This window comes from Clostridium sp. AM25-23AC (assembly GCF_003435125.1).
GTDB classification, from domain to species: domain Bacteria; phylum Bacillota; class Clostridia; order Lachnospirales; family Lachnospiraceae; genus Pilosibacter; species Pilosibacter fragilis.
Map to the genome: position 1 here is coordinate 161697 of NZ_QWGI01000004.1, position 16608 is coordinate 178304.

At 42.7% G+C, this 16608-nt stretch carries 23 protein-coding genes and 4 pseudogenes; 12 read left to right on the top strand and 15 right to left on the bottom strand.

Annotated elements, in window-relative coordinates:
• Positions 1 to 79 precede the first annotated feature (79 nt).
• The 3 genes and pseudogenes from DW677_RS04190 to DW677_RS19160 form a co-directional block, all read right to left on the bottom strand.
• A complete protein-coding gene (locus tag DW677_RS04190; RefSeq protein WP_117471020.1) occupies positions 80 to 451 on the bottom strand; it encodes a class I SAM-dependent methyltransferase in 372 nt (123 codons plus the stop codon).
• Between the two features lie 132 nt (positions 452 to 583).
• Positions 584 to 1174 (bottom strand): nitroreductase family protein, encoded by a 591-nt coding sequence (locus DW677_RS04195; protein ID WP_015552824.1) that lies wholly within the window; start codon positions 1172 to 1174, stop codon positions 584 to 586.
• A gap of 96 nt (positions 1175 to 1270) precedes the next feature.
• Positions 1271 to 1381, bottom strand: a pseudogene (locus tag DW677_RS19160) (FUSC family protein); the annotation flags it as partial.
• Between the two features lie 310 nt (positions 1382 to 1691).
• Between DW677_RS19160 and DW677_RS04205 the strand changes: the two are divergent.
• A complete protein-coding gene (locus tag DW677_RS04205) occupies positions 1692 to 2189 on the top strand; it encodes a transposase (RefSeq protein ID WP_278286987.1) in 498 nt (165 codons plus the stop codon).
• 441 nt (positions 2190 to 2630) lie between these two features.
• Here DW677_RS04205 and DW677_RS04215 read toward each other — a convergent pair whose 3' ends face one another.
• From DW677_RS04215 to DW677_RS04270, 11 genes and pseudogenes are all read right to left on the bottom strand, one after another.
• A complete protein-coding gene (locus DW677_RS04215) occupies positions 2631 to 2789 on the bottom strand; it encodes a rubredoxin (protein ID WP_117472024.1) in 159 nt (52 codons plus the stop codon).
• A 90-nt stretch (positions 2790 to 2879) separates the two neighbouring features.
• Positions 2880 to 3254, bottom strand: coding sequence for a desulfoferrodoxin family protein (locus tag DW677_RS04220; protein ID WP_107000936.1), 375 nt, complete (start codon positions 3252 to 3254; stop codon positions 2880 to 2882).
• Positions 3255 to 3281: 27 nt separating this feature from the next.
• On the bottom strand, positions 3282 to 3470 hold the full coding sequence (locus tag DW677_RS18660; protein ID WP_278286988.1) for a hypothetical protein: 189 nt from the start codon (positions 3468 to 3470) through the stop codon (positions 3282 to 3284).
• Between the two features lie 280 nt (positions 3471 to 3750).
• A complete protein-coding gene (gene yaaA / locus DW677_RS04230; RefSeq protein WP_117471152.1) occupies positions 3751 to 4500 on the bottom strand; it encodes a peroxide stress protein YaaA in 750 nt (249 codons plus the stop codon).
• Positions 4500 to 4955: a thioredoxin-dependent thiol peroxidase gene (gene bcp / locus DW677_RS04235; RefSeq protein WP_015552818.1), complete on the bottom strand. Its 456-nt coding sequence runs from the start codon at positions 4953 to 4955 to the stop codon at positions 4500 to 4502. Before bcp ends, yaaA begins: the two co-directional genes overlap by 1 nt.
• A gap of 3 nt (positions 4956 to 4958) precedes the next feature.
• Positions 4959 to 5168: a DUF6219 family protein gene (locus DW677_RS18665; protein ID WP_015552817.1), complete on the bottom strand. Its 210-nt coding sequence runs from the start codon at positions 5166 to 5168 to the stop codon at positions 4959 to 4961.
• 265 nt (positions 5169 to 5433) lie between these two features.
• A complete protein-coding gene (locus DW677_RS04245; protein WP_117515978.1) occupies positions 5434 to 6207 on the bottom strand; it encodes a DUF134 domain-containing protein in 774 nt (257 codons plus the stop codon).
• A gap of 286 nt (positions 6208 to 6493) precedes the next feature.
• Positions 6494 to 6724, bottom strand: a pseudogene (locus DW677_RS04255) (peptide deformylase); the annotation flags it as partial.
• Between the two features lie 11 nt (positions 6725 to 6735).
• Positions 6736 to 6879: pseudogene (locus DW677_RS18670) on the bottom strand (ArsC family transcriptional regulator); the annotation flags it as partial.
• 31 nt (positions 6880 to 6910) lie between these two features.
• Positions 6911 to 8107: an ATP-binding protein gene (locus tag DW677_RS04265; protein WP_117472074.1), complete on the bottom strand. Its 1197-nt coding sequence runs from the start codon at positions 8105 to 8107 to the stop codon at positions 6911 to 6913.
• A gap of 188 nt (positions 8108 to 8295) precedes the next feature.
• Positions 8296 to 8502 carry a hypothetical protein gene (locus DW677_RS04270; RefSeq protein WP_015552814.1) on the bottom strand — a complete coding sequence of 69 codons (207 nt, stop codon included), beginning with the start codon at positions 8500 to 8502 and terminating at the stop codon, positions 8296 to 8298.
• A 523-nt stretch (positions 8503 to 9025) separates the two neighbouring features.
• Between DW677_RS04270 and DW677_RS04280 the strand changes: the two genes are divergently transcribed.
• From DW677_RS04280 to DW677_RS04300, 5 genes are all read left to right on the top strand, one after another.
• Positions 9026 to 9772 carry a 3-oxoacyl-ACP reductase family protein gene (locus DW677_RS04280; protein ID WP_117566534.1) on the top strand — a complete coding sequence of 249 codons (747 nt, stop codon included), beginning with the start codon at positions 9026 to 9028 and terminating at the stop codon, positions 9770 to 9772.
• Positions 9773 to 9832: 60 nt separating this feature from the next.
• A complete protein-coding gene (locus tag DW677_RS04285; protein ID WP_117471148.1) occupies positions 9833 to 10222 on the top strand; it encodes a rhodanese-like domain-containing protein in 390 nt (129 codons plus the stop codon).
• A 71-nt stretch (positions 10223 to 10293) separates the two neighbouring features.
• Positions 10294 to 10599 carry a thioredoxin gene (trxA, locus tag DW677_RS04290; protein ID WP_117472032.1) on the top strand — a complete coding sequence of 102 codons (306 nt, stop codon included), beginning with the start codon at positions 10294 to 10296 and terminating at the stop codon, positions 10597 to 10599.
• Between the two features lie 12 nt (positions 10600 to 10611).
• On the top strand, positions 10612 to 10932 hold the full coding sequence (locus tag DW677_RS04295; protein ID WP_117472034.1) for a rhodanese-like domain-containing protein: 321 nt from the start codon (positions 10612 to 10614) through the stop codon (positions 10930 to 10932).
• A gap of 1 nt (position 10933) precedes the next feature.
• Entirely contained in the window at positions 10934 to 12625 is a 1692-nt protein-coding gene (locus DW677_RS04300; protein ID WP_117566535.1) for an FAD-dependent oxidoreductase, read from the top strand.
• Positions 12626 to 12730: 105 nt separating this feature from the next.
• Here the strand turns inward: DW677_RS04300 and DW677_RS04305 are convergent, their stop codons facing one another.
• Complete coding sequence (locus DW677_RS04305) at positions 12731 to 13390, bottom strand: Crp/Fnr family transcriptional regulator (protein WP_117566536.1); 660 nt, start codon at positions 13388 to 13390, stop codon at positions 12731 to 12733.
• Positions 13391 to 13525: 135 nt separating this feature from the next.
• Here DW677_RS04305 and DW677_RS04310 point away from each other — a divergent pair, with 135 nt between their 5' ends.
• The 6 genes and pseudogenes from DW677_RS04310 (at position 13526) to trxB (ending at position 16608) form a co-directional block, all read left to right on the top strand.
• Positions 13526 to 13828 (top strand): DUF134 domain-containing protein, encoded by a 303-nt coding sequence (locus DW677_RS04310; protein WP_117566537.1) that lies wholly within the window; start codon positions 13526 to 13528, stop codon positions 13826 to 13828.
• Complete coding sequence (locus DW677_RS04315) at positions 13759 to 13932, top strand: desulfoferrodoxin family protein (protein ID WP_117472042.1); 174 nt, start codon at positions 13759 to 13761, stop codon at positions 13930 to 13932. The genes DW677_RS04310 and DW677_RS04315 overlap by 70 nt, the downstream gene beginning before the upstream one ends.
• Before the next feature lie 54 nt (positions 13933 to 13986).
• Positions 13987 to 14937, top strand: coding sequence for a hypothetical protein (locus DW677_RS04320; RefSeq protein WP_117485566.1), 951 nt, complete (start codon positions 13987 to 13989; stop codon positions 14935 to 14937).
• Between the two features lie 2 nt (positions 14938 to 14939).
• Positions 14940 to 15245, top strand: a complete 306-nt coding sequence (locus DW677_RS04325; protein ID WP_117471141.1) for a hypothetical protein — start codon at positions 14940 to 14942, stop codon at positions 15243 to 15245.
• A gap of 97 nt (positions 15246 to 15342) precedes the next feature.
• Positions 15343 to 15639: pseudogene (locus DW677_RS18675) on the top strand (thioredoxin family protein); the annotation flags it as partial.
• A gap of 63 nt (positions 15640 to 15702) precedes the next feature.
• The gene (gene trxB / locus DW677_RS04330; RefSeq protein WP_242992104.1) at positions 15703 to 16608 is read left to right on the top strand and encodes a thioredoxin-disulfide reductase; all 906 of its coding nucleotides are present in this window, start codon (positions 15703 to 15705) and stop codon (positions 16606 to 16608) included.

Genomic DNA, 16608 nt, shown 5'->3' on the forward strand with positions numbered 1-16608 from the left:
GCCGTCTGGCGCACCTCGTAAAAGAAGCCGGACAATCTCTTTCAGTATCCGGCTTCTTGCTGCGAATCTTCTGGCACCTTTAGCTCTGGTAAACAAACAGACGGTTCATTCCCTCCTGCCACGGGTATTCGAATTCCAAATATATGATCTCTTTCCCAAAACGTGCAAATTTTTCTTTCCAATAGTTTGTAGTTGCCTGTCTTAATCTCATAATATGATCTTTTTCATAAATATTATTACCCGCATTTTTATATTCAAAGCTTTCAAGCTCTTCTTTTGAATAGTACGGATTCATCTTAATAAACCAATATCCGCCGGGCTTCAGCACCCGTTCCAGATCATCGATCACGGTTGTTGATATGTCCTTCGGCATTACATCCAGAACATTGGACAGGATCACTCCATCAAACGACATGGGTTCCATCTTTAAATCCAGATTTCTCAGATCCACCGGTATACATTCCTCAAAAACCCGGGTTCACATTTCTATTTCCTGCTCATATGCTTTCTTCAAAGCTGATCATCTCCAATATGAATTTTATCTCTTCGTTGTTTGGCAGTTTAAAATCTCTCTAAGATTTCTTTATCTATACTCGACAACATCTCTTAATGCTTTTCGTGGCCTTTTCGGCGGAGCTTCATTTGCAGCTCCAACAGCAACAATTCCTGTCAGCTGGTTGTCTGTTCCGATAAATTCTATCAGCTCATTATAGGCAAAGCAGGTATTGGCAATCCATAATGTACCTAATCCATATCCGGTCGCTGTCAATATCATATTCTCAACAGCCGCACCGATCGACAGCGAATCGCAAATTTCTACGATCCGTTTTTCTCTCTCGATGCTTGCAAATGGTGTATATTGATTTGTATTAAGCACTGCTATAAGGCACGGCGCCTCCTGCATGATTCTGACTGTATTTTCAGCATCGGGGATTGCAAATGCCCATTCCGGCATAAGTTCATGTGTGATTTTTTCTGAATTTATACCATGGCGCATAACCTCAACCAGTTTATCTTTCGCTTCTCCCTGATATACGATAAATTTCCATGGCTGTCGGTTTTTGGCTGATGGCGCAAGAGTAGCACTATATATGATCTCTTCGATCAGCTTCCTGTCAATCTCATCGGATCTATATTTTCTTATACTTCTTCTGTTCTCAATTTCTCGTATCATAGTCTTCTCCGTAAATTTTGATTTCAATGTTTTTTCCAGTCAATACATTTCTGACCACCGGACATCGTGTACCACTTACTTTCTTTCCAATCCACCTCACTCTTCATCTGCGGTCACCCCGGTTTCCTTTTTGTTCGACGTAAACAAATAAAACATAGCACAAAATACAAATGCAAATACAACGCCGAAAACATTCTGAATCACTCTCTGCAATATTCTCCCGTGTATTATACATTATATCATTGCAGATAATATATGGTGTACGAATTTTCACGCGCTCTTTATAAAAGCGCTTCTGGATTTTTTCTATGATCACTGCCCGTTCCGTATTCTCGCTGCGTTCATTCCACGAATCATTTTGTGTTTCTTTTCAGGTCGTCACCCGGTTTTCGGCATCAAAAAAACGCCATACTCATCACCATTCCGGCAATGAGCAGACGCTTTATATTTTGTCCGTATTCTTTTGCAAAAGAGAAACAAATGAAATGTAAGTTTGTAGCGCATGTCGCATCTGTCTATGATAATATTAGCACAGGTCAATTCTGAAAAAAAGAGGCAGAATGGTAGCAAAAGGATAGTAATTGGTAACAAAATGGGAGTAATACGGAAACATGCTGCACATTCCCCTATCCTCTCAGATTTAAAAACCATCTATCAGGCTGATGATGAGCAGAATGCTCAGGCTGCTTTAGACCGTGTGACAGAAAAATGGAGTCCGAAATATCCGAATTCCATGAAACGCTGGAAGGACAACAGGGATGCTGTTTCTTCAATTTTTAAGTTTTCAACCACTGTCCGGAAGGTCATTTATACAACAAATGCGATAGAATCACTGAACTCCACATACCGGAAACTGAATCGTCAGAGAAGCGTATTTCCAAGTGATACAGCGCTGTTAAAAGCCTTATATCTGGCCACTTTCGAGGCTACTAAGAAATGGACAACTACCATCCGGGACTGGGGCCAGGTCTATGGGGAGTTGAGTATCATGTACGAAGGACGACTTCCAGAATAAGTAAAAACATAATCTAAGACAGGCGGCCAGCCGCCTGCTCTTGACATGCCTAGCAGTAACTGTTATATATAAAACAAGGGTGAAAAGCCTGATTTGTAAGCTTCTCACCCTTCATTATCATAGAAGAATCTAATTTACAGAGATTTTCTCATAGTCTCTCCGCAGACTCTACACATATAACCATAATCTGTTCATCTTGATCTTCTATCTCATCATTATGATGTTCTATAAATTCATCAAGTTTGTGTATAAATTTCAGATGTTGAACTTTCCGTGTAAATAACTTCTTATAATTAATAGATTCCATATACTGCTCTTCATCAGTAAAGTGTTTTACTGTATAATCACGAAGATTTTCCAATATTATGTCAATTCTATCATATTTATTCCAATATTATATTCTGGTTTCATTTCATACATCCATTAGTTCTGCTTTCATTTTTATTCAGCCTTTGAAAACTGGTCTTTGCCTACAGAACATAACGGACATTCAAAATCTTCCGGAATATCCTCCCACTTTGTACCAGGTGCAATACCACCTTCTGGATATCCCTTCTCCTCATCGTATTCCCATCCGCAAACATCACATACATATTTCATTTGTTGTTCCTCCTTGTAAATACATTAATACACAGCCTATATTACGGTTATATTTGTGTTGTTCTTAAATCTTAATATGTATAAATGCTTTTAGCATTTCCATAATCCATGCAGGTTACAATATGCATATACTTCTTCTACCTGTTCACCATCGCAAAGACAAAAATCTGCTATCGGCTCCTGCCCTGGATTTAACTGTTTTCTGTATATTCCCTGATTGGTATTTAATGTAATCCACTCAATGAAATGTTCTTCAAGCATTGGATGTTTTGTCTCTCCGACCACGACATGAACATAATTGCCTTCCACTGTATATACAGGCACGTGCTTCTCAACAGCCGCATCTGTCACTCCGGCTTTTAATTCCTGCATAGGTTCTCCGCAACAAATTACAGGAACACCTTTATCCTTTACCTTTTCAACAATGTTTCCACAATGCTTACATATATAATACTTTACTTCCATGCTTTTATCTCCTTCCATGTGTATAATTTATAGTTCAATTGTCTCTATAATCTTTTTCAAAGAATCTGCAGATTTCTTAAGCTTTAATGCTTCCTCACCACTTAAATTAATAGGTATATTAGACTCAATACCATCAACACCTACAATAACTGGCATACTTAACGATACTCCGTCAATATCATATACGCCATGAATCATGTGCGATACCGGAAGTATTGATTTTTAATTTCTCATAATCACTTCACAGATTCTTTTTACAGACATTGCCATTCCATAATATGTAACTTCATTTGCCGTAACGTGTATTCTCATTTCGTATACGGCATTTCTTGCAAGATCTTTTTAAATGGTATTTCTCCTACTTGTCATTCATGCTCCTTATTAGTATTAGTTCTTAATAAGGATTATATACCACTATTATCCTGTTGTCAACAAAAATAGTAATAATTATCATTATTATAAAAAATGCCAAACTGAGCATCTTTTATCTGAATAACTATTGTATTTTGCGTTCAAAAACATATTCTGAATCTGATGATAAATCAGACCTAAAGGAATATCCAAATCTGTCAAATTTCTGAATTTCCACCAGATTTTCAATGTTATTTTCTGCCATGAATCTGACCATTTCACCACGAGCCATCTTGGCATAGGTACCTTTTGTTACCAATTTATCTCCGGATAACTCACAAAATACAATCGTAATATATCTGTCCTGTGGTGTCAGATACTTTTCTATACATTTTGAGTATTCTTTTGATGCAAGATTAATGATAATCCTGCTGTCATCAATTACTGAATGATATAACCGGTCCCCCCAGTAATCATATAGATTTGTTGTTTCTTCAATCTCAGCTTTTGTCTGCATTTCAAGGCGATAAGGAGTCACACCATCCAGTGGTTTTAAAATGCCATAAAACGCAGACAGGATTCTTAAATGATTTTGCAGATACTCAAACTGCTGGATTTCAAACACAGCTGGTGCCATATATTGAAATGCAATTCCTTCATATGCTAAAACAGCCGGAGTAAGTCTGTTATAAAGATCCATAGTTTCCAATCTGTTAAAGTTCTGCTCTGCAATCTTGTCATTACATTTCCAGATAGCTTTCAGTTCCTCTTTTGATTTGCTTTTCATCCAGCCCAATATCTCTGCTGTCTTATCAATAAAGGCAGGCAGTTCAACCGGTGCTATGTTATCAGTATCTGCAATCATCTTTTTTGCAGGTGACAATATAATCTTCATCAATTTAATTCCTTAAGCATGTTTTCAGGATCATCTGCCGCCTTTACTTTATCATTGGCTTTGATAATAATCCCTTGCTCATCAATAAGATACGTAGTTCTTACTACACCCATAGAAACCTTTCCGTAATTTTTCTTTTCTTTCCATACATCATATACTTCGATCACCTTACGCTCTGGATCTGCCAAAAGTGTAAATGCCAATCCATATTTTTCTTCAAATTTCTTGTGAGAGGCTACAGAATCCTTGCTCACTCCAAGAACAACTGCTCCTTTCTCGGTGAATTGAGGATAACGCTCGGAAAAACCACATGCCTGCTTTGTACAGCCTGCCGTGTTATCCTTTGGGTAAAAATATAAAATTACCTTTTTTCCTGCATAATCACTTAATTTATGCATTTCCCCATTCTGATCCGGCAATTCAAAATCCGGTGCTTTGGTTCCTATTTCTAACATTTACTATTCCTCCGCTTCTGTATTTTCCACCTGTTTTCTTGTTCTCTTATTACCTGAAATCATTTTATGTCCAGTGTATATGGACATAATCATACATATAAGAGTGCTGCACGCAAAATACCTATGACTTGATTTAGATCCTTTATATCCAGTATAAAAAGTTCCAATCATAGTAATTAACGCTCCGAATGACCAATACTTATGTGCTTTCATTCTATACCTCCAAATTGATTAAGCTGTTTCCAAAATAAATATCTCTGGATCATTAACAATATTATACCTTCCGTTCATCACTTTCTACAAGCAAGAAAAGCTAAATACTCAATCCATATAGAGATCGATATCGCATTCACAGGTTTTAATTGCCATATTGAAAATGTAATCTGCCATCTTATCAAATAATACAAAAGGATGTATCACGATAATTCTTCCATTACCTTGACGCATCCTTTCGTATGATTATTTTTTTCTATTCTTCTTAATGACAGCTATGGCTTCCACATCCATGCTCACCACATGTATGTCCCTCTCCGTGGCTGTGCTCATGGTGAGAACACTTCACATCTGGATTATAATCAAGTGTATCATTGATAAAAGCTTCTACCGCTTTATCCGCATCTCCTGAAACTCCTCCGAAAAGCTTAATGCCTGCTGCCGCTAACGCGGTCTGGGCACCTCCTCCGATTCCGCCGCAGATCAAAACATCTGCATTTAATGCATTAAGAACTCCTGCCAATGCACCATGTCCGCTTCCATTCGTATCTACTACTTCTGAATGTACCACTTTTCCTTCCTCTACATCGTAGATCTTAAATGTCTCTGTGTGTCCAAAGTGCTGAAAAATCTGTCCATTTTCATATGTTACTGCTATTCTCATGATACCTTCTCCTTTTTCCACTGCATATTTTTGATATATCTCCTGCTTATAACATCCTCCAAGGTTACAGTTACTGCTCTGACCATCACAGATTCTAAAATCTCCACCTTCTATTCTGAGCGGATGTCCATCAATGAGAGCATCTGCTATTTTCTTCCTGGCAATCTCGTAAATTCGTTGAACTGTTGTTCTTGCGATCTGCATAGATTCTGCACACTGCTCCTGACTATAACCTTTCTTGTCCAAAAGACGAATTGTCTCGTACTCATCTACCGTCAGAACAATGGGTACTTTTTTCTCAGTATCATCTGCAGGAAAGAATTCTAAAACATTCGGGAAATGGCAGACTTTCCTGCATTTTACTGGTCTCGGCATAAACTGCTCCTTTCTCGCTTTTCTTATATATTAGCTCTATAAAAGGCATATGTCAATAACGTTTTTTGACATATGCCTTTTACAATCAGCTACTGTTCCTGCAGTGTATGTCCATCCCACGGAACACGGAAGGTCCAGAATAGTTTGATGGCTTCATGCAAGGACGATGCTCCGGCACTAACTAAATAATCAGGGTTCCGTGTCCCTACTGTCCGGAAATAGGAAACCGCAAATCCGCTTTTAAGGGAACCAGCATTCCGGTGGTGGAAACCTTTATAATAAATGCTCCGGTCTTCTTTGTAATAACTGGATTTACCATAGCAAATTGAAATGGGCCTGCTGCCACCACAATGATATTTTTCTTTACACCAATCATATTGGCTGCCATTCCAACACAATGATCCAGATTTGCCCTTAATGTATCAAGCAGATCTGTAATTACCTGTTGGTCTGCCTCCGTTGCATCTGTAGATTTCTGAGCGAGAAACAATGGGTCCCGCATAATTTTTTTCACCATATTCTTATCCTCTAATTCCAGTTTTTCCAAACATCCGGCAGATAACCCAGGGTTGATTGCTTACCATTTCTAACCACTGGTGTCTTAATCACCTTCGGATTTTCAAGAACCTTGTCAAGCTTATCATCAGCTGCAATATACTTTATAAGGGCAAGGGAATGATAAAAGAGATATATTTCGCCTTGTTTATTCTTGTAGCAACCAATCGGCTATGTCGTGGATTTCGATTCCTTCATAACTATATTTTGGATGCTTGGTTCTGGCAATAATCATTTTCGGATAAGCATCTCGGATCTGAAGCAGAGGAGAGCATTCTCTCTCAAATGTTTCCTGTCCGGAAATGTTGTCGCTGACCTGAATATAAATCTTCTCGCTGCCTCTCTGAGCAACAAAGTCGATCTCCTTTTGATAGAGCTTGCCGACATAGACATCGTATCCACGGCGAAGAAGCTCGATGCAAACGATGTTTTCATATACTCTGCCGTAATCCATATTTCTGCTTCCCAGTATTGCATATCGAATACCACTGTCACAAAGATAGAACTTTTCAGAGCTTTCAAGGTATTTCTTGCCTCGGATGTCGTATCTCTTAATATCATAAAATACAAAAGCATTGCACAAATACTTAATGTACTTGCCGACGGTTACATGATTGGTTGGAGTCTCATTTGCTGTCAGCAGCTGACTGACCTTATTAGGAGAAGTCAAGTTGCTGATATTATCCATAAGAAACTCGCTCAGACGTTGTAAAACCAACGTGTCCGGGAGTGCATATTTCTGCACCAAATCCCTTGTAACAATCGTTTCGTAGACCTCTTTGATATAGTTTGTTCTGTCTTTTTCGGTTCTGTAAGCGTAAGAACCTGCTAAACCGCCCTTGATAGCGTAATCATCAAAGAGCTTATCTTTATCACTAACATCATCATAATACTGGCAATATTCCTGGAAGCTGAAAGGAAACACATGAATTTCAATATATCGTCCGGTAAATAGAGTTGCCAGATCCGCACTCAACAGGAAAGCATTGGAGCCGGTTACATAGATGTCGTATTTTCCCTTAGAGTACAGGCTATTGATTGCCAACTCAAACTTGGGACACATCTGAACCTCGTCTACAAACAGGTAGTTCGTTTTACCTTCCTGATAATGTTCTTCCACATAGGCGTGTAAGGCATGGTATTCCTTGATTTCTTCATACGCCAAATCCATGAAGTCAATAAAGATAATATTGATGTTTTCAAAATTACTTTTCAGATACTCAATATACGCCTGCATCAGCTTGGACTTACCGGATCGACGAATGCCCGTGATGATCTTGATGTCAGGAGTACCATTCAGTTCAATGATTCTGTCGAGATACTTTGCTCTTGTAATTGTTTTCATATCGTCACCCGCTTTCAAAAGTCGAAGATTTTTATTTTTTTGAAACTGCTTCGATGTACTTATTATACCGTCTGCTAATAGTATATGCAAGAGATCGCTTTCAAAAACATAAAATTTTTTAATTTTTGAAAGCAGATACTATGTAAAGGCAATCCGAAGATTGCCCCAGGCATTATGCCTGTTCTTTGTTATACGGGTTCGTTGTCCTCATCATCAGCGATGAAGCCTACATCATCGTCCTCGTATTCCTCACTGTGGCCATAGTCCTCGTCATCGTCCACATAATCAGCATCCGGATCAGGCTTTGCCGCTTCCTGTTCCTTCTTCTTTTCCTGGAATTCCCCTGGTCGTGGCAGGAATGCTGAGATTACAGACGAAGAAAAAGCCTGGATCATTAACATTGCCTGCCAGAAGCCAATTGATTTTGGATATGCTGCTGAAGCAGCTGGATACACAAGACTTTCCACCATTTCACCACTTTACAACTTTATAAATGATAGACTTGTTGATGAATCAACTGATTTAAAGCCTTTTCACCGCAGTTGTTTTTATGTGTGTTTCGATATTTTTTACGAAAGTGGCAAAAAATATCTGGCTGCGAATCCCCTGACTTAAGTAAAGCGGACATTCGCAATCCGCTTCGCTACTTGCTCATGAACGCAGTCGCTTCGCGATCTGTCAGTGGGAGCTTTCAACTCCCACTGACATAAGCATCCCACTCACCCACCGCTTAGTGCCCCACACACTTGAAGTGGGGGAATGCTTATCTGCGTTCAAATCGGAGCGTGACTGTGACTTTTTTATTTATTCATGGGCATGATTTTTCTATCATTCCTTCTTGGAAAAATGTGATTTTATCACGGAGAGTTCCTCCGAAACAGGTTATACTACAAATACAAAATACAAGGAGGTATTCTTATGAGGCTGAAAGATAAAGTTGCAATCATCACCGGAGGCAGCCGTGGCATTGGCTACGCTACCGTAGAGAAATTTTTGAAGGAAGGGGCTACGGTAATCTTGACCGCAAGCTCGCAAGGTTCTGCTGACAAAGCGGTTGCGCAGCTGAAAGAAAAGTACCCTGATGCAACAGTTGCGGGAATCAGTCCTAACCTGTCCAATTTGGAATCTGTCTGCAATGCTTTCCGAGAAGCTGCCTCAAAATACGGTTGCATTGATATTCTGGTGAACAATGCCGGTATATCCGAAAGCACTCCCTTTACCGAGTATACGGAGGAAACCTTTGACAAGGTTATGGATCTGAATGTAAAAGGCGTGTTCAATGCTACAAAAGCCGCCAGTGAGTGCATGATTGCAAAAGGTCACGGTGTTATTCTCTCCACCTCCTCAATGGTTAGCATTTACGGCCAGCCTAGTGGCTTTGCATATCCCACATCCAAATTTGCTGTCAATGGCCTGACGGTTTCCCTTGCCCGGGAATTGGGTCCGAAGGGTATTCGAGTGAATGCAGTCGCTCCCGGGATTACCTTGACCGATATGATGAAGGCTGTTCCCAAGGAGGTAATTGATCCGCTCATCAATCAGATTCCCCTGCGCCGCCTGGGTCAGCCGGAGGATATTGCCAATGCATTTGTATTCCTGGCATCTGATGAAGCATCCTATATCACAGGTGTTGTACTCAGCGTAGACGGTATGGCAAGAACATAAAAATCGGAAACAGGGCAGCTGGAAACGGCTGCCCTATCTTCAAAATATGGAGGTCTATACATGAAAAGATTTATTCCCATTTTAATGATGCTTCTACTTTTAACAGGTTGTGGAGCCCAGTCATCTGAAACTACCTATCGACAGATTTCCATGGAGGAAGCTGTCACGATGATGGAGGAGGAAACCGAATACATCATCCTCGATGTACGGACTGCTGAGGAATATAGTGAAAAGCATATTCCAGGTGCGATTAATATTGCCAACGAATCCATCGGCACAGAGGACATTCCGGAGCTGCCGGATAAAGATCAGTTGATTCTGGTATACTGCCGCAGCGGTAATCGGAGTAAGCAGGCCTCTGAAAAGCTGGTAAAACTGGGCTACACCAATATCGTTGAAATCGGCGGTATTAATAGTTGGCCCGGTGAAACCGTCGCCGGCGATAAGTGACAAAATCACGGAAAAAGCAACGACTACTGGATATACTAAAGCCATAAAAAAGAAAACAGGAGGACTTAAATATGTCTGCTATCAATGTAAATAAAAACAATTTCAATCAAGAGGTTTTGAACTCGGACAAGCCCGTCCTGATGGATTTTTGGGCTCCCTGGTGTGGTCCTTGCCGCATGGTAGTTCCTCTGGTAGAGAAAATTGCCGAGGAGCGCTCCGATATCAAGGTTGTTAAAATTAATGTGGATGAGGAACAGGAACTGGCTATGCAGTTTGGTGTGATGAGCATTCCCACTCTGGTGGTTATGAAGAACGGCAAAGTCGTAAATCAGGCCACCGGTGCCAGACCTAAGGCTCAGATTCTCGCCATGCTGTAAGGAGGTGCAAAGATGGGATTCTTCGATTTCCTGAAAGGCCCTGACATCAATCAGGGTGTCAAAGAATATAGCGTTACGGATGGCGCAGTCCTGCTGGATGTTCGTACCCCTGACGAATACCGGCAGGGGCATATCCCCGGCAGTAAAAATATTCCTTTGCAGTCCATTAACAAAGTGGCTGGCGTGATTGACAATAAAGCTACCCCCATTTTTGTTCATTGTCTCAGCGGCGCAAGAAGCCGTCAGGCAGCTGCTATTTTGCAGCAGATGGGTTATACCAATGTGAAAAACATAGGCGGAATTTCCGCTTATGCAGGAAAGGTGGAACGCTGATATGAAAGTTGTTATTGTAGGCGGTGTGGCTGGCGGTGCTACTGCTGCCGCCCGTATTCGCAGACTAAATGAGCAGGCAGAAATCGTAGTTTTTGAGCGCTCGGGATATATCTCCTATGCCAACTGTGGTCTGCCTTACTATATCGGTGATGTGATTACCGATCGGTCGGACCTGACCCTTCAGACACCGGAGAGCTTCTTCTCCCGGTTCCGTGTGAACATGAAGGTACGCCATGAGGTCACGGCTATCCATCCTGACAAAAAGACCGTTTCCGTCAAGAATCTGCAAACCGGAGAGGAACTCGAGGAAAGCTATGACAAGCTGATTCTTTCTCCCGGTGCCAAGCCTACCCAGCCCCGACTTCCCGGTGTAGGCCTGAATAAGCTGTTTACCCTACGCACTGTGGAGGACACCTTCCGCATTAAAGACTACATCAACAAAAACAACCCCAAATCCGCTGTACTGGCAGGCGGTGGCTTCATTGGATTGGAACTGGCAGAGAACCTGCGGGAGTTAGGGATGGATGTTACCATCGTCCAGCGTCCGAAACAGCTTATGAATCCCTTCGATGCCGATATGGCTTCTTTCATCCACAATGAAATGCGCAGGCACGGTGTCAAGCTGGCACTTGGTCATACTGTGGAAGGGTTTGAGGAAAAGGACGGCGGCGTGGATGTACTGCTGAAAGACGAAGCTCCCCTTCATGCTGATATGGTAATCCTGGCCATTGGTGTTTCTCCCGAAACCACCCTTGCAAAAGATGCCGGGTTAGAACTGGGCATTAAGGGAAGTATTGTGGTCAATGACCGGATGGAAACCTCCATTTCTGACATCTATGCTGTGGGTGATGCGGTGCAGGTGAAGCACTTTGTCACAGGGCAGGATGCTCTGATTTCTTTGGCGGGCCCTGCTAACAAACAGGGACGAATCGCTGCGGACAACATCTGTGGTGGAGACAGCCATTATACCGGCTCCCAGGGAAGCTCTGTCATCAAGGTCTTTGGCATGACTGCCGCCACTACCGGCGTGAATGAGACCAACGCCAGAAAAGCAGGACTGGATGTTGATACGGTTGTCCTGTCGCCAATGAGCCATGCAGGTTACTACCCCGACGGGAAAGTCATGACCATGAAAGTGGTTTTTGAAAAAGAAACTTATCGCCTGCTGGGTGCTCAGATCGTAGGTTACGAAGGTGTGGATAAGCGCATTGATGTACTGGCTACCGCTATCCGAGCAGGAATGAAAGCCCCAGAGCTGAAGGATCTGGATCTGGCCTACGCACCGCCTTATTCCTCAGCCAAAGACCCGGTAAACATGGCGGGCTTTATGATTGAGAATATCGCAAAGGGCATTCTGAAGCAGTGGTATCTGGAAGATACAGATAAACTTCCTCGTGACGGAAGTGTAACTCTGTTGGACACCCGCACTGTGGAAGAATTCACCCACGGACACATTGACGGTTTCTTAAATATCCCAGTGGACGAGCTGCGGGAGCGGTTGGATGAGCTGGACAAGCATAAGCCTGTCTACGTCATCTGCCAGAGCGGCCTGCGCAGCTACATTGCCTGTCGCATCCTGACCGGAAACGGATTTGACTGCTATAACTTCTCCGGAGGCTTCCGGTTCTATGATGCTGTATTCAATGATCGCTGCCTCATTGAATCCGCCACCGCCTGCGGTATGGACAAATAACAATAACCCCTTCTCAGATTCCACAGGAAATGAGAAGGGGTTATCCTTTAGTAAATGATAATTCCAAGCACAGCCGAGGCGATAATCAGCAGGCTTAGCTGTTGCTTAGGCATTTTGCAGTTCCTCCAATGCAGCTTCGTCTGTAACCTCCACTGTTCCACGAGTCAGCTTGACCATACCCTCGTTCTGGAAATAGTGAAGCATTCGAGTAACTACCTCACGGGCGGTACCCATGTGGCCCGCAATGGTTTCATGGGTAATCTTGAGGATGTTTGTTCCCTCTAAGCTGCATTCCTCCAGCAGAAATCCTGCCAGCCTTTTATCAAAGCTTTTCCACATGATCTGCTCCATGAGCCACATAACCTCAGAAAAACGGGTAGCCATAATTTCGTTGGTAAAATTAGCTACCACAGCAGACTCTTTCATTAAGCGTCCATAAATGTCAGCAGAAATAACCCACATCGTGGTATCCTTCTGCGCCTCAATGGTGATCTCAAACTGAATGCTGTTCATCATACAGGAGGCGGAAAACAGGCAAATATCCCGATCAAACAAACGATAGAGGCTAATCTCCCGTCCTTCATCGGAAAGAATATAGGCACGAAGCTGTCCGTTTCTTACCAGCAGAAGACCAGTACACTCCATAGTTCCGTTGTGAATCACAGTCCCTTTGTCCACTTTTCGTAAAACTGCATTTCGCTCCAAAATCTGCTGCTGGGTCGGTGTCAGTTTGTTCCAAATTGGAAAATAAGATGAAAAATCCATGGGTACACCTCCTTGAATACACATAGTATAAAATAATTTATGGCATATGTCAATAATTCCGTTGACATATAGGAAAGGGAGATATACAATGATCATATAAATGGCATATGCCGCAAATAATGTGGAGGCGAATCTATGCCAAGACCGAGAAAATGTAGAAAAGTATGTTGTCTGCCAGATAATGATGGTTTTGTTCCGGTTCGTGGCGGCGAGGAACTGACTCCCATTGTCCTGAATGTGGATGAGTATGAAGCCATTCGCCTGATTGACCGTGAAGGTTTTTCTCAGGAGCAATGCGGAGAATATATGCGTATTGCCAGAACAACGGTTCATCAAATTTATGCAGCTACCCGTAAAAAATCCATCCGATGCTTTCGAAACACTTCATCGAGTGGGTCTATGTCCAGACCGAAAACGGTGGACAGCGCAAGGCTCTGAAACCCGATGACAAACCCAATGTCACCTTCTGCTTGGGAGATGATAAAGCTGTTGCGGTTTACGCCTATTGCAATCTCCACGGCCTGTGGATGACTGAAGTGTAAAAAGTATGCCGCCTGTCGGTTTCCGGCAGGCGTTTTTTTTACAGGAGGATACCTATGAGTCAAGACAATGCCAGCTTTACCTTTTTACATCGCATAGAGGAAGTAGAACTGAACATTGAGGATGGACGCTGGCAATCTGCTTTGGCATTGGCGCTGACTTTGCCTGATATTTGCGGCGGCATTGCTTTCCCAGAAATTGTAAAGCGTTATCGGGATGGACGTGCTGTTCTGGACAGAAATCAGAGACCAACCCGTGATGTAGGAAATCAATATATTCGTTGGTTTAATACATACGCAGCACCTTTCTTTAAAGTCTCTGCGCAGGATATCTCTCCCTATATCTGCGGAGAACGATGCTGGCAGCTTCGATGCGAATACCTGCACCAGAACAAAGGCTTTGCAAATACTGAGGACAATACCTCGATTCGTTTTCACTTGGGTGTGAATTGCGGAACCTCAGTTTGCCAACTGGATAGAATAAGTTCTGCCAACAGCCTCACGGACATCCGTATTGATATTGAACAGTTTTGCCGAAGAATGTGCCGAGCGGTCAGAGCTTATTATGAAGCAGTACATACAGAGAAAGATTTCAACCTTTATAATACGCCTGTTCTGGATTTTATAAAGGCATCACAAGATGAAAAATCAAATGCTACGATTGCCATTATGTGCAGTGATTCGGCCTATGGGAACGGACTGAGACTGGTACTTCAAAACTTATCCAAACATATCCTTGTATTTGAAACCCCGGAAGCTGCAAGAAAAGAACTTGGCAAGAAAAAGCCTATGCTTTGGATTGTTACAGAACCTATGACAAAAAAGCCAGATCAGCCATGGAGGGCAGATAAAAGAACACCCGTGATTCTTCTGTCCAATCAACCGGAATCAGAAATAGCGATTGAAAAGAATGCGGGTAAATTGACTGTCTTGCCCTTGCCTGTTCTGCCGGAAACTCTCCGTAATGCACTTAAGGCTTATCTTTTGACAAAGGAGGATAAGAACTAAGAATGATTATTATTATTTTTTCACTTATCCTGTTGCTTCTTGCTTATTTCCTCTATGTCCAAAAGAAAAAAGTGATATCACTTCAACAGCAGATTAGTGATCTCCAGAGTAAAATTAGTATACTTGAGAAGCAAGACCTTGCCGCTGAACAGTATAACGATTCTCTCCGGCAGGAAGCAAACACGGTTCATTTATATGCTTCTCTCTCGCTGGAGGAGACAAGAAAAACATCCATAAAAGATAAACAGTCTCAAATCATCCGTTCCAGTGAACATATCCTCGAGTTACTTAATAACGAAAAAGTTTAGTGCGGCAGCAATGCAGCTCTTTTTATGTGATATCATCACCGAAATGTTATTTTAGATTGGCTATACTATAATCAAACAAAGGAAAGGAGCTGGCAATATGGCAGTTATCAATATTAATAGAAATCAATTTGAAGAAATGGTGCATAGCGGAAAGACTGTTCTGGTGGAGTTTTCAGCTCCCTGGTGCGTATATTGCCGCCGTCTGGCTCCGGCATTGGAAAGCGTGGCTGAGGAATATAAGGATACGCTGGTATTCACTGCGGTTAACATTGATGATGAGCCGGAATTGGCTGAGGCCGAAGCTATAGAAGTTGTCCCTACTCTGCTGATCTATCACAGCGGACAGGCTCTTGGCTCTATCGTCGCTCCGGAATCCAGGGCGCAGTTGGTGGCGTTCATTGAAGAAACTTTACAGCACCAGACGCAGGAAGCAACTACTGTGCAGCATATTTACGACATGATCGTGGTAGGAGGCGGTCCCGGCGGCTATACCGCAGCCCTTTATGCCGCCAGAGCAGGTATGAACACCGTGGTTTTAGAGAAGTTGTCCGCTGGTGGGCAGATGGCTCTGACCGAGCAAATCGACAACTATCCCGGCTTCGAGGATGGTATCGACGGCTTCTCCCTGGGAGAAAAGATGAAGCGAGGAACGGAACGATTTGGAGTGGAAACCAAGCTGACTGAGGTGCTGTCCCTGGAACTGTCCGGTTTTATAAAGAAAGCGGTGACCAGCGAAGGTCCTATGTACGCAAAGACCATTGTGCTCGCTACCGGAGCTGGCCCCAGAGAGCTGGGTGTTGATGGTGAACAGGAGTTAATCGGTAAAGGTGTCCACTACTGCGCAGCCTGTGACGGAATGTTCTATCGGAACAAAACGGTTGTCATCGCAGGAGGTGGCAATACCGCTGCGGCGGATGCCCTTATCCTCTCCCGTATCTGCAAAAAAGTCATCGTCGTTCACCGAAGAGATACCTTAAAAGCAACAAAGATCTACCATGAGCCTTTGATGAAAACGGAAAATATAGAATTCCTCTGGGACAATGAGATCGTCACACTGCTCCATAACGAAAAGCTGACCGGTATCCGGACTCGGAATGTGAAAACCGGAGAGGAAAGCACGCTTGCTTGCGACGGTGTGTTTGTCAGCGTCGGAAGAAAACCTTCCACCGAATTGGTGAAAGATCAGATTACGATTGATCCGGCTGGATACATTATCGCAGATGAGAGTACCTGCACCAACATCCCCGGTGTATTCGCCGTTGGGGATGTCCGCACAAAGGCATTGCGGCAGGTCGTGACTGCTGTAGCCGATGGGGCAACCGCTGTTCACTATGCAGAGGAATATTTAGCAGGAGGAATATGA

Bases quoted from the DNA above. Each gene is read 5' to 3' on its own strand.
- DW677_RS04195 (WP_015552824.1), bottom strand. From the start codon at position 1,174: ATGATACGAGAAATTGAGAACAGAAGAAGTATAAGAAAATATAGATCC.
- DW677_RS04205 (WP_278286987.1), top strand. From the start codon at position 1,692: ATGATAATATTAGCACAGGTCAATTCTGAAAAAAAGAGGCAGAATGGT.
- DW677_RS04215 (WP_117472024.1), bottom strand. From the start codon at position 2,789: ATGAAATATGTATGTGATGTTTGCGGATGGGAATACGATGAGGAGAAG.
- DW677_RS04220 (WP_107000936.1), bottom strand. From the start codon at position 3,254: ATGGAAGTAAAGTATTATATATGTAAGCATTGTGGAAACATTGTTGAA.
- yaaA (WP_117471152.1), bottom strand. From the start codon at position 4,500: ATGAAGATTATATTGTCACCTGCAAAAAAGATGATTGCAGATACTGAT.
- bcp (WP_015552818.1), bottom strand. From the start codon at position 4,955: ATGTTAGAAATAGGAACCAAAGCACCGGATTTTGAATTGCCGGATCAG.
- DW677_RS18665 (WP_015552817.1), bottom strand. From the start codon at position 5,168: ATGAAAGCACATAAGTATTGGTCATTCGGAGCGTTAATTACTATGATT.
- DW677_RS04245 (WP_117515978.1), bottom strand. From the start codon at position 6,207: ATGCCGAGACCAGTAAAATGCAGGAAAGTCTGCCATTTCCCGAATGTT.
- DW677_RS04265 (WP_117472074.1), bottom strand. From the start codon at position 8,107: ATGAAAACAATTACAAGAGCAAAGTATCTCGACAGAATCATTGAACTG.
- DW677_RS04270 (WP_015552814.1), bottom strand. From the start codon at position 8,502: ATGATCCAGGCTTTTTCTTCGTCTGTAATCTCAGCATTCCTGCCACGA.
- DW677_RS04280 (WP_117566534.1), top strand. From the start codon at position 9,026: ATGAGGCTGAAAGATAAAGTTGCAATCATCACCGGAGGCAGCCGTGGC.
- DW677_RS04285 (WP_117471148.1), top strand. From the start codon at position 9,833: ATGAAAAGATTTATTCCCATTTTAATGATGCTTCTACTTTTAACAGGT.
- trxA (WP_117472032.1), top strand. From the start codon at position 10,294: ATGTCTGCTATCAATGTAAATAAAAACAATTTCAATCAAGAGGTTTTG.
- DW677_RS04295 (WP_117472034.1), top strand. From the start codon at position 10,612: ATGGGATTCTTCGATTTCCTGAAAGGCCCTGACATCAATCAGGGTGTC.
- DW677_RS04300 (WP_117566535.1), top strand. From the start codon at position 10,934: ATGAAAGTTGTTATTGTAGGCGGTGTGGCTGGCGGTGCTACTGCTGCC.
- DW677_RS04305 (WP_117566536.1), bottom strand. From the start codon at position 13,390: ATGGATTTTTCATCTTATTTTCCAATTTGGAACAAACTGACACCGACC.
- DW677_RS04310 (WP_117566537.1), top strand. From the start codon at position 13,526: ATGCCAAGACCGAGAAAATGTAGAAAAGTATGTTGTCTGCCAGATAAT.
- DW677_RS04315 (WP_117472042.1), top strand. From the start codon at position 13,759: ATGCTTTCGAAACACTTCATCGAGTGGGTCTATGTCCAGACCGAAAAC.
- DW677_RS04320 (WP_117485566.1), top strand. From the start codon at position 13,987: ATGAGTCAAGACAATGCCAGCTTTACCTTTTTACATCGCATAGAGGAA.
- DW677_RS04325 (WP_117471141.1), top strand. From the start codon at position 14,940: ATGATTATTATTATTTTTTCACTTATCCTGTTGCTTCTTGCTTATTTC.
- trxB (WP_242992104.1), top strand. From the start codon at position 15,703: ATGATCGTGGTAGGAGGCGGTCCCGGCGGCTATACCGCAGCCCTTTAT.